General features: G+C 30.7%; 11 protein-coding genes. 9 read left to right on the forward strand and 2 right to left on the reverse strand.

The window, feature by feature from the left end; translation table 11 throughout:
* Positions 1–103 precede the first annotated feature (103 nt).
* The 7 genes from NBE98_RS08595 to NBE98_RS08625 all read left to right on the forward strand — a co-directional run bounded on the left by NBE98_RS08595 (position 104) and on the right by NBE98_RS08625 (position 7,034).
* Positions 104–283 (forward strand): hypothetical protein, encoded by a 180-nt coding sequence (locus NBE98_RS08595; RefSeq protein ID WP_250814537.1) that lies wholly within the window; start codon positions 104–106, stop codon positions 281–283.
* Entirely contained in the window at positions 276–1,871 is a 1,596-nt protein-coding gene (locus tag NBE98_RS08600; RefSeq protein WP_250814538.1) for a recombinase family protein, read from the forward strand. Before NBE98_RS08595 ends, NBE98_RS08600 begins: the two co-directional genes overlap by 8 nt.
* 244 nt (positions 1,872–2,115) lie before the next feature.
* Positions 2,116–2,565 (forward strand): hypothetical protein, encoded by a 450-nt coding sequence (locus tag NBE98_RS08605; protein ID WP_250814539.1) that lies wholly within the window; start codon positions 2,116–2,118, stop codon positions 2,563–2,565.
* A gap of 238 nt (positions 2,566–2,803) precedes the next feature.
* A complete protein-coding gene (locus NBE98_RS08610; protein WP_250814540.1) occupies positions 2,804–3,580 on the forward strand; it encodes a DUF5986 family protein in 777 nt (258 codons plus the stop codon).
* A gap of 29 nt (positions 3,581–3,609) precedes the next feature.
* Complete coding sequence (locus NBE98_RS08615) at positions 3,610–4,773, forward strand: helix-turn-helix domain-containing protein (protein ID WP_250814541.1); 1,164 nt, start codon at positions 3,610–3,612, stop codon at positions 4,771–4,773.
* Between the two features lie 298 nt (positions 4,774–5,071).
* The gene (locus tag NBE98_RS08620; RefSeq protein WP_250814542.1) at positions 5,072–6,187 is read left to right on the forward strand and encodes a hypothetical protein; all 1,116 of its coding nucleotides are present in this window, start codon (positions 5,072–5,074) and stop codon (positions 6,185–6,187) included.
* Positions 6,120–7,034, forward strand: coding sequence for a toll/interleukin-1 receptor domain-containing protein (locus NBE98_RS08625; RefSeq protein WP_250814543.1), 915 nt, complete (start codon positions 6,120–6,122; stop codon positions 7,032–7,034). The genes NBE98_RS08620 and NBE98_RS08625 overlap by 68 nt, the downstream gene beginning before the upstream one ends.
* Positions 7,035–8,062: 1,028 nt before the next feature.
* On the opposite strand, the gene NBE98_RS08630 is transcribed toward NBE98_RS08625, so the two are convergent.
* The gene (locus tag NBE98_RS08630) at positions 8,063–8,227 is read right to left on the reverse strand and encodes a hypothetical protein (RefSeq protein ID WP_250814544.1); all 165 of its coding nucleotides are present in this window, start codon (positions 8,225–8,227) and stop codon (positions 8,063–8,065) included.
* A 394-nt stretch (positions 8,228–8,621) separates the two neighbouring features.
* On the opposite strand from NBE98_RS08630, the gene NBE98_RS08635 reads away from it, so the two are divergent.
* The gene (locus tag NBE98_RS08635) at positions 8,622–9,863 is read left to right on the forward strand and encodes a M16 family metallopeptidase (RefSeq protein ID WP_250814545.1); all 1,242 of its coding nucleotides are present in this window, start codon (positions 8,622–8,624) and stop codon (positions 9,861–9,863) included.
* 26 nt (positions 9,864–9,889) lie between these two features.
* A complete protein-coding gene (gene recX / locus NBE98_RS08640) occupies positions 9,890–10,735 on the forward strand; it encodes a recombination regulator RecX (RefSeq protein WP_250814546.1) in 846 nt (281 codons plus the stop codon).
* 35 nt (positions 10,736–10,770) lie between these two features.
* Here the strand turns inward: recX and NBE98_RS08645 are convergent, their stop codons facing one another.
* Positions 10,771–11,994, reverse strand: a complete 1,224-nt coding sequence (locus NBE98_RS08645) for a 6-phosphofructokinase (RefSeq protein ID WP_250814547.1) — start codon at positions 11,992–11,994, stop codon at positions 10,771–10,773.
* Positions 11,995–12,151 lie beyond the last annotated feature (157 nt).

A 12,151-nucleotide genomic window follows, 5' to 3' on the forward strand; every position in this document is an offset into this window, starting at 1 on the left:
TGAGGTATTGGAAAAACATGGATATATGTATACAATATTCCTAAAATATCGGCACTGCTGATAATGTCGATGTCAAAGGCAACAAAATACAGGAGGTGAAAATATGCAATCAGTAAAATCTAAAATATGTAGGGAAAAATTATATAAAAGAATTTATGAACCTTGCGAAACAAATAAATCAGAAAAAGTATCTGAAGAAAGTAATGCTAAATTTTATAATGAAGCAGCTAAACTTTTAGCACAAATATATCTTGCTGAAAAAGGGGGAGCTTATAATGCCTAATAGTAGAAGTGATTTAGAGGCTGTGAATACAGCTGCAATATATGCAAGATATTCATCAGATAACCAAAGGGATGAGTCCATAGATGCTCAGGTAAGGGCAATAGAAGAATACACTAAGAGAAATAATATAAAAATTGTAAAGATATATGCAGATAAAGCCAAATCAGCTACATCAGATAGAAGACCTGAGTTTCAGCAAATGATAAAGGATAGTGCATTAGGACTATTCAATACAGTAATAGTTCATAAGTTAGATAGGTTTTCAAGAGATAAGTATGATTCAGCTATCTACAAACGTAAACTAAGAGCTAACGGTATCAAACTTATCAGTATTGTAGAAAACTTAGATGGAAGTCCAGAATCAGTAATCCTTGAATCGGTTATCGAAGGAATGGCACAATATTATTCTGCCAATCTTGCAAGAGAAGTTATGAAAGGTATGAAAGAAACAGCTTATCAATGCAGACATACAGGTGGACAACCTCCTTTGGGATATAACGTAGATGTAGAAAAAAAGTATATAATAAATGAAGCTGAAGCAGAGATAGTAAGAAAGATATTTGATATGTATATTAATGGTTACAGTTATGCTAATATTATAGATTATCTTAATGAAAAAGATTGGAAGACAAAAGCAGGTAATACTTTCGGCAAGAATAGTATCTATAGCATATTAGATAATGAGAAGTATTCAGGAGTATATGTTTTTAATAAAAGTTCTAAAAAGGATGTCTTTGGAAAGAGAAACAGTCATCTATTTAAAGATAATAGTGAGGTAATTAGAGTTGATGGCGGAATGCCGGCTATTGTGTCAAAAGATACATTCGAAAAAGCAAAGGAAATGATGGTGGCAAGAAAAAAGGCTCCTGGAGCAAACAAGGCAAAGGAAATATACTTGCTTTCAGGACTAATATTCTGTGGTGAATGTGGTTCAGCAATGCAAGGAAACAGGAGAAAACCGAATAATAAGCCTATGTATGTATCTTATAGGTGTGGAAGCAGAACGCAGAAAAGGGACTGTGATAATAAGGAAATACGAAAAGAATACATTGAAGAATTTGTTTTGTCAGAACTAGAGAAACATATTTTGAATGACAATGCAATCCCTATACTTGTAGAAAAAATCAATCTGCATATACAGGAGCAAGCTAGTAAAGAAAAAGTATCAACAGAAGTAATGCTAAAAGAATTAGAAGATATAGATAAGCAGATAAATAATATAGTAAGTGCAATAATGCAAGGATTTGCGCACGAAGAATTTAAAGCTAAAATGGATGAGTTAAAGGAGAGAAAGACGAAACTGGAGGTCTCTGTAAAAGAACAAGAAAGTAGAAGCCAGGCACCTAAGATAATGGAGGAACAGGTGAAACAGTTGTTTTCTATGTTCAGAGGATTTGTAATGGAAAGAAATATACCTGAGTGTAAAAAGTTCATTCAGAATTATGTTGAAAAGGTAATTGTTTATAAAGACCATGTTGAAGTAATATTCAACGTGGTCTTTAATATTTTAAAGGATTATGAAGCTTACAAAATCAAGTCTTCTATAAAAAAGGTCACTCTTTTTAAGCGTTATAGAAATATCGCCTAATGACATATATATTGCTAAAATCATTAGATAGTTTCTTACCTATGATACTTATAATTGTAACTTTAAGGTATGGGTATTTGGGATACCAAAAAATTTAAGAAAAATCAAGTAAGTGCTACGGACATATGGGTAATGAACTAAGAATGATAGTGGGAAATTTAGCTCAAATTAAAAAATCCAAATTTGATTGTGCCTTTCAAAAGATATAATATTAATTGAAAAATAGGGTAGAGGAGTGATAAGTTTGCAAAGTAATTTATTCAGCATGAGTACTACTGAGCTAGGAAAGTACTCAAAAGTTTTTCTTAGGGATAAACTAAAAACTCTGGGGCTTGACTTGATGGACAATAACTTAGATGACGCTAATATATGTGCTAAAGTAAAGGATAAATATTATAAGTTTAAGGTGAAATCTATAAGAAAACCTAGTACAGGATACATAAAAATTAAGAAAAAAGATATAGATACAACAGATGAAAGTTTATTTATTGCTACTATTTTATTTTATAACAATGGCATAAGTAAGATATTCCTAATTCCAGCAGTTGATTTAACAAAAGACAATGATTTGTTTAGAAGTAGAGACTATCCCAAAGGCAAAAGCACGCCCGAATGGGGGTTAAATGTAACAGAGAAAAATATGGATACATTAAATCAATATGAAATAAGCGAGATGTTAAAAAAATTAGTTTAATAATTAAGTCCAGTTGAAGTCCCTATAAAGAAGATGTTTTATAAGGACTTTCTTAATTTTACTAAAGGTGGACTATGCGAAATAGGAGTCTATCGTAAAAATTTCATAACACATGTTTAGGTAAATAGAACTCTACATACGATAAAAATATGAAAAACTAACATCTTACTTGACGGATTTAGAAAAATGTCCTACAATATTAACATAATATATCAATATTGGAATAGGAGATGATTACATGGAAGGGTATGGGGAGTTAGTTAATAAGTCATCAGACTTTATCAAAAGAGTTGTTAAAAGTTTATCTGAGGCAGTTGGAGATGACATAAAGCTTGATATAAAAATTAATGAATTAGATACTGGAAACGGCACACCGAATAGAATATGGGATTTCATAAATAGAAATATCAGCAAAAACTTTCCAGAGGAGCATTATGTATCAAAACCTACAAAACGTGGCAGCTGGGAAATGAAACCCATATTTGAAAAAAGTACTGGGATGCTATATACCTTAATGAGAGAAGAGCGTATAGAAGATTTAAGAAAAGAGGTTACTAAAAGAAAAAGTGCTCACTACGCTCAAGCATTAGCAGAAGCTCTAAATAAAGATTTAACATCTTCTCAAGGGCAGTTAAGTTTTCTACAGCAACAAAGTTATTTTGACGAAGAAAAAATACAACAGATAGTACATAAGATATTTGAGGACCTGAGTATTCCAGATAATATTGTAAAGCATCACGCTGTGATACTGTTTAGAAGCAGTAACTATGAGCTAATATCATTAAGATGTTGTATAATTAAGAGTGATTTGAACGTTGTTGAAGAGTCAGACTGGAGTAACTATATTGAAGTTAATGAAAGTTCAGTAGCAGAGTCAATTGCAGAAGTAGAACCAGTTTATATAAATCCATCAAGCGGGTTAAAACTTAAGCAAAAGGCAAAGGATAAAATTGACCAAGGGGCTCTGGGTGATGTAAAGAAAGTACAAGAAGAGGACATCAGGAATAATGAATAATTAATTTAATTATTCGGGGAGGCATAGAAATGAAAAGTAAAACCGCATTTAATGGAGAAAGATTAAAAGCAGCAAGGATATATAGAGGGCTTACTGTTGCAGAGTTGGCAGAAAAGCTTGAATTACAACGGCAAACAGTTTCCATGTATGAAAATAATAAGTTGAATAATCCAGAATTAACTACGATAGCAAATATGAGTAGAGTATTAGGGTTTCCTAAAAGGTTTTTCCTGGAGGCTGATGAAGTATCAGTTAAGAATGGTTCTACTTATTTTAGAGCTTTACTTACAACAAGTAAAAAATATAGGAGCGAGCAAATTCAAAAAGTTGACTTTATTTCAAAGATATTTAGATACTTAAATGAATATATTGAGTTTCCGTCTACCAATTTGCCACAAGAAAATTTTGATAATCCAGAAGATGCTGCAATCGCATTAAGGAAATTTTGGAATCTTGGAGATAAACCAATAGATAATATCATATATCTAGTTGAACAAAATGGAATAATTGTGACTATGTTTGAAACAAATACAGACGATATTGATGCTTTCAGCCAGTTAATTAATATTGATAAATTAGAAAAATACCTGATTGGATGCTCAAAAAATAAGGGGACAGCAGCTAGAATCCATTTTGACATAGCTCATGAACTTGGACACATACTGTTGCATGAGTGGAGTGAAGATATCGAAACTTTAAATAAGGATGAATTTAAAGAAAAAGAAAATCAAGCTCATGCATTTGCTTCAGCTTTTTTACTACCTAAATATGCATTTATTAAAGATGTTGGTATATATGCAGATAATCTGGCTTACTATATTGAGTTAAAAAAGAAATGGAAAGTTTCAATCTCAGCTATGATTAGACGTTCATATAATCTAGGACTCATAGATAGTAATGCTTATCAACAACTAATGAGAAATATGCAAAAGAAGGGAATAAAGAAAAATGAACCCTTGGATGACACACTTCATACAGCCCAACCTTCACTATTGAGAACATCAGTGCAAATGTTGTTGGAACAAAAGGTATTAAAACCAAGAGAGTTTATGAATGAATTGTCTGAGAATTATAATTTATCCCTTGAACCTAGCGAAATTGAAATACTACTTGATTTACCTAAGGATACCTTAAAGATAATTAATGAAACTCCAGTTCATCACCTAAATATTAAAGGTAAACTAAGTGATTAAGTAGATTTAATTTAGGTATATAAAATGAAAATGTATATATTTAGTGAAGAGTATAATTAAAGTTTTTTTCATGTTGATAAATTATTAATAAAACTATTGCAATATCATTGTTGTAGAATAATTATGTATGTTGTAAAATTAACAGTACATGTATCGTTTTATCATAGGGGGAGATATTATTTTTATTTTATCTAGTCTAATAACTAACAATATAACCAAAACTTCGCTAAAAAACTTTATAAAAGATTTAGATGAAGAAGACTTTAAAGACGGTAGTAACTTAAATGAGTACATATCGATGCTAATTAATGAGAAACGCCTTAGTAAATCTACATTAAATAAATACTTGTTCGAAGAACTTTTTTATGGTCAACAAAAAGATGTATACATTCATAATTTATATGGTTTTAATAATGATATACGATATAAAGATAAATTAGATGATATTATTAGTGAAAAATATGATAGAGATTCTAATTTCAATTATATAGCTACTTCGCTTTTAAGTAATGAGGATGAAAGATTAGAATTGGTAGCATGTAAGAGTATATTAAATCTACAGACTAATGAAATAAGTAAGATAAAAATGATTTTTGCTTATCTTATTAAAAAATTTGATGCTAAAGGCAATTTAATAGATGAGCATAGCTATATTCCAATAGAAATAGATTTAATAAAAAAAATAGCAATTTGCAAGGTTTATCCAAAGACAAGTTTATATAAGGAAGAGTATAAACCAGAGTACTTATATAATAAATATATGGATATAGTAACTGAAATGTTTACTTTACAATTTAATTCTTTTAATACTAAACATAAGGTTGCATTATATAATATGTCTGAAGAGTTATATCAGCAGATTTATAATAAAATGATTTCATCAAAAAGTGTAGAACTTAGCAAGCTTATTGAAAATTTTGCTCAAGAAGCCAAAGGAAAAATTAATGTTAAAAATATAGAATCTAAGGCTAAAGATAATAATGTATTTGATATAATAAGTTCAATAACTAGATATTTTGATCAGCTATTAATAACAGATATATTAAATAGTAAAGATATAGATAATGAAGATATGGCGGGAATAGATGGTATAGTTACATATTTAAGATTCAGTGATGGCACTAATGTTAGTGCAAAAGTTAAAGGAGAAAACTATAGAGCCTCTATATATACTTCAGAAACATATATGGCTTTAAGGGATCCTATTGAGAATTCAAATAAAATTTCAGAGATTAAGGTAATTTGGATTGAGGATGATAGAAATTTAAGAGTAAGATATAATACTAACAGCTGTGAGTATTTATATATGCATTTCTATAAAGATTTTGGAGTAAAGGATTTTGAATATGGATATAGAAAATATAAGGAATATGAATCAATGGTTATATCAAAAACTGCAGAAATGGCTAGATAGTTTATCTAATAAAGAACTAGAATGTTTGGATTATGATAGATTCGCTAGATATTCTGGAATATCAAGTGAAGAAGCTAATGAATATTTTAAGTTTTTAAATGTTAATGGGCTAATTATTCAAAAACAAGTATCTTTATGCCCTAATTGTGGCGAGGAGTGTGTTATTGATACAAGTTTAAATGATAATGAATTTGAATGTGAGGAATGTGAAAGTACTTTCAATTTTATTAGTGTAAGACGACATTCAACTCTTTTATATAAACTAAATAATGACTTTTTAGTACATAAGCAAAAAAATATAAAATCACAGTTTAATGGTCACAGTAATATTATTGACATAAGTAGAATAAGGGGTGTAGATATTGAGAATGCTTATGATAGAGAGAATGGAATAAAGAAGATAAAAGTATTCTTATCATATTGTCATGAAGACGAAGGTATGAAAAAAGAGTTGGATAAAGCTTTAATAATGTTAAAGCGAAATAAAAAGGTAGAAACTTGGAATGACAGATGTTTAATTGCCGGTAGTGAGTTAGAAAAAGATATATTAGAAAATTTAAAAACGGCAGATATCATATTATTATTGGTCAGCACAGACTTCTTAGTATCTCCATACTGTTTTGAAAAGGAAATGAAGATGGCGCTTGAAAGGCATAAAAATAAAAGTGCCGTTGTTATTCCTGTTATATTAAGAATATGTGATTGGTTAAATTCTGAATTAAAAGACTTGGTTGCTGTACCTAAAGATGGGAAACCAATAAAGTCATGGAATGATCCGGATGCAGCTTATTTTGAGGTAAAGCAGGAGATTGAAAAAGCAATAAATACATTCATTGATAAAACTTAACAATTGATACAATATAAAAGTGGATTTTGCATACTGTGCTTCGCCTCCACCATACATATCCTCGACAGAAATGTCGAGGATTTTCTATTTTTGCTGTGTATATAATTATATTATCAACAGCCAACATACTCAGGAGAGCAGGAAGATATAATGCTGATGTTTAGGCTTTATTCAAAATATTTTAGAATGAGAAAGTAATTGTTTCTATACCCAATATACTATATTAATAATATTGATATAGTATATATTCATTTTTTGGAGGATTGAAATTGGGTATCAGCCAAGAGCTTTTTACCGAGCTATACAACATGAAAGAAGAAGATTTCTACAACAAATTTGAAATCTTAGGATAAGGAATATACCGAAAGGTTTTTGCACTTAATGAGGAATATGTTTTAAAACTTGCAAAGGATAAAGAAGGATATTACCAAAATAAGATTGAACAGCATGTATATTCTAACGCTCCGATAAAATTAAAAAAATATCTTTTCCCTATAATAAGCTGCAAACCCCGCTTATTGATTATGAAGAGAGCCACACCCTTAACAAAAACTATTAAAGAAAAATATATTTATCTAAAGAGCATACAGAATGAACCTGACTTCTTCAATGAACTGAACTACCTTGCCGATAGGTTTTACTTATACTATGAAGATCTCATTTGCACCAGTTCCTGGGGAATTTTAGGCAGTGAAAATGTTCTTATAGACTACGGATGCACCAGTTATAAAGGTGATTTCTACTATGAACTATATTTTTTGTTAAATCGACTTGAATGAGTGAAAACACGGATATTTTCCAGGTCAGACTGTTGAGAAACCCCGTACTTTATTAAACAAACTATAGGGTTTCATGTTTTTGCAAAAACTTCATGCTAGTGCATGAAATATTATTCTAATATTATAGACCATCCTAAAAAAATAGTGGAGAACAGAAGCAGGAAATACTTTCGGGAAGGATAATAAAAGCTAAATAAACAAGTGACGATATTTTATATATCACCACTTGTTTATTTAACTTAGTACAAATTAATCTCCATCTTCTCCCCCAGGGCCATCTCGTCTTGGACGTGATGATTCTGGAAGACGTTCAACACTTTTAAAATTGCTTGAGTTAGTGTCTTGATTCTCACCGGTAGAATTTAAAGTAATCTCTTTTTGCTTCGAATTAAGGTTACTATTTTTATTAGTCATTATATAATCACCACCTTTTAAATTATTTTGCACAGATAATAAGTTTTTATGTTAAAAGTTATTTACTAGGTGAGCTTTGCTCTACCTATGAAACTAAAGAATTCATAATGATTGGATTAGAGAAATCAAATTTTCATAAATAAAGTTATTCAGAAAAAATTTGTTTATAGATAGTAAAGTGGATTTCAAGAGTTGTGCTTCGCCTCCACCACCTACATAAACAATAGCTCGGCAAATGCCGGGCTTATTTTAGTTTTAGAAATCTTAGGAAGATTAGTATTCACAAAATGCTATTTATCTGCTAATTGATAATTTATACAAATAACTTAACATTTGTAGCAGCATTGTATTATAATAGTTAAGTACGTATAAAATTAATGTTAAAGGAGTATGTATGGATAAGAGAATATTTGATGCTGATATAAAAATTTTACATAATGGTATAAGACTTATAAGCATAAAGAGAGATACTCAGCTTGCTTCAATTCATATTGGATTTAAGGTAGGCTCCCTTTATGAAACAGGAGCAGATAGAGGCATTTCACATTTTATAGAGCATATGCTTTTTAAGGGAACATTAAATAAAAGTAATGAAGAGATAAATGATGCTTTAGAAAAAAGAGGCGGAGAGTATAATGCATATACCGATTACTCATGCACAGTGTACAATATAACAGCATTAAGCGAAGAGCTGGAAGCTTCTATTGAGATACTTTCTGATATGGTTAAAAACTCCAAGTTTCCTGAAAAAGAAGTAGAAAAGGAAAGGGGAGTTATACTTGCAGAACTAAGAACTAGCAAGGATGATATTGAGGACTACAGTTTTAATAAAATACATGAAATGGCTTTTGAAAAAAGCCCGTTAAAATATGATACCTTAGGAGAAGAAAAAACTGTTAAAAAATTTACAAAACAGCAACTTTTAAGCTATTATAAACTGCATTATGCGCCTAACAACTGCTTTATTTCCATTGTATCCCCATTTGACCACATGGAAATATCGAATATGGTAGAAAAATACTTCATCGACTGGAGCAGGCAGAACATTGAAGACGTTCAGGTTATTGTTGAAGATAATAAAGAAGATAAAAAAATAACCCTAAAGAAAAATATTGAACAAAGTACAGTAATCTACGCTTTTACTTTTCACGGGCTAAGCAAGAAGGAAGAGCTGGCCCTTAAGGTATTAAATCACAAATTTGGTGAAAGCGCTAACTCAATACTCTTTAGGGAACTAAGAGAAGATAGAGGTTTGGCCTACGATGTATATTCTCATCTTGATATGACCAAGTATGTAAAGATGTTATATATATATACTGCAGTTGCACCTGAAAGCGTAGAAGAAACTTTAAATGTTATTGATAACTGCATTGGGAGAATTAAAAGTGGTGACATAAATTTTAATGATGATACTGTAATTCTTATGAAAAAGGTTCTTAAGACAGCTGTGGCAGCTACTCTTGAAGACTCAACAGATCTTGGTAATTATGTTTTGCACCAATGTTTGGAAGATGAGAGTATATACGAGTTTGTTGACGACATGAAGAACCTTGAGGATATAAAAAGCAAGGATATGTATGAAGCGGCGAAGAAAGTGTTTAACAACCCTACTATACATATTTTATCACCAAAATAACTTCAACTTAATTGAGGTGGTCTTATATGACTGATGATGAAAAGATTATCACAAAGATAGAAATCCAAAAGAGAAACAAAGAAAGAGTTAGCATTTTTATAGATGGAGAATATTCTTTCTCCTGCAGCGCAGAACTTGTATATATACATGGTTTAAAACCAAACAATCCAGTTAATATTGAAAAACTTCTGGAAATTGTTGATGAGGATAACTATTTAAAGTGCAAAAATGATGCTTTAAAGAAAATAGAAAGAAGCTATAAATCTGAAAAAGAAATTTATGACAAGCTGATTAAAAAAGAATACGATGAAAAGGCAATTGCTCGTGCAATACAGTTTCTAAAAAGCTATAATTTCCTGAATGATGAACAGTTTGTTTCCTTGTATATAAAAGAAAAAATAAAATCACAAGGTAAAAATAAAATTAAGTATTCGCTTCTAAGGAAAGGTATAAGTGAGCCTTTAATTGAGGATAAGCTTAAGGAAATAAGTAACTCTTTTCAGTTTGATACAGCTCTTAAACTAGCTGAAAAAAAATATAAGATACTATCAAAAAATGAATCAGATAACAGAAAGATATATAGCAAGCTTTGGGAGTATCTGCTTAGAAATGGTTACCAAAAGGATATAATTGATGAAACATTATCAAAGATTGAGTTTTCTGAAAAAGAAATTAGTGTTACCGAAGAAAAAACCATTGATTTTGAAGAATTAAATAGACTAGCAGAGAAGAGATACTCTGTTCTTATAAAAACAGAAAGCAATTCACAAAAGCTTTGCAAAAAACTTGCTGACTACCTAATGAGAAAAGGGTATGCCTGGGAAGATATTAAGCCTGTGCTAAAGTCTATAGTTAGCAGTATTGATTTTTAATAATATACAATAAAAAAAGACCCCAGGGTCTTTTTTTATTGTATTGGAATTATTGAATATTTCGGAAGGCCATTTTCAAGAGGAATATCAGGTGTTCCTTGTATAAGCGGTGATATGTAATCAACTGCTTCTTCAGTAATCCAGTTTCCTTCTTCAGTAATCCATTCCTTAGGGAAATACTTAACGTGATTTGCCACTTTCGATGGATCTACCAATATTGTGTCGGATTTGTATGGAGTATTTTGAAGCCTTCTTATACCAACCATGTAACCAGATTTACCATCGGAAGCGTATTTAACAGCTTCTCTTCCAACACTGTAAGCTTCTTCAATATCAGTTGAGGAAGCACAGTGCATAGCAGCTCTTTGAGCTACTCCAAGCTCAAGTGTCTTAACACGAGAAGTTATCCCACTTTCCACTATCATGTTTTTCAAAGTTCCACATACTCCGCCGAGTTGAGCGTGGCCGAATTTATCATGTGAAGTACTTGAAGATTTTGCGACAAATTCCCCATCTGCATATCGAATACCTTCTGAGGCAACAATAAACACCTTGTTCTGCTCTTTGAAGCGATTAGCAACATCTTTTATGAATTTCTTTTCATCAAAATCTGTCTCGGGAAGATATATAAAATCAACTACAGGTTTTCCATTTATTTTTGCAAGTGCAGCACTAGCTGTAAGCCAACCTGTATCCCTACCCATAGCTTCAACTATAAATACGCCATTATTTATGTATACCGATGAATCCAAGTAGCACTCTAAAACAGTAGTAGCGATATATTTGCTAGCACTGCCAAAGCCTGGAGTGTGATCAGTCTCCATAAGGTCATTATCTATTGTTTTCGGAATTCCCATAATCTTTATGTTGCTGATTCCATGTTCCTTTGTGTATTCTGTTAAAGCTCTAACTGTATCCATTGAATCATTTCCGCCTATGTAAAAGAAAGCCTCGATTTCATATTTGTTAAATATATCAAACAGTTTTTCATATTCTGAGCTGTCATTTTTGTAATCTTTCATTTTATATCTGCATGAGCCAAGCCCTGAAGAGGGTGTATATTTCATACCTTTTAGGCTTTCATAGGATATTTGAGACAAATTTATAATTTTATCATTTAATATTCCTTCAATACCGTTTATACCAGCATACACATTATCAAAGCATTTACTTTCTATAGCTTGATCTAATACTCCCATAAATGATGCATTAATTACAGCGGATGGTCCACCTGATTGTGCGACTAAGCAATTTTTCATTGTATTTCTCCTCTCAAATCAAGTATATATGCTATACTACTTCCTATTTACATAGTAATTGTAATATATTCATATCATAACTTCAACATTTTTATTTCTATATTAATTATTTAAAAAGTTGATAAAATTATTATGAATTTATTGAATTACTTATTGA

This window comes from Clostridium swellfunianum, from assembly GCF_023656515.1.
In the GTDB taxonomy this organism is placed as follows: domain Bacteria; phylum Bacillota; class Clostridia; order Clostridiales; family Clostridiaceae; genus Clostridium_AT; species Clostridium_AT swellfunianum.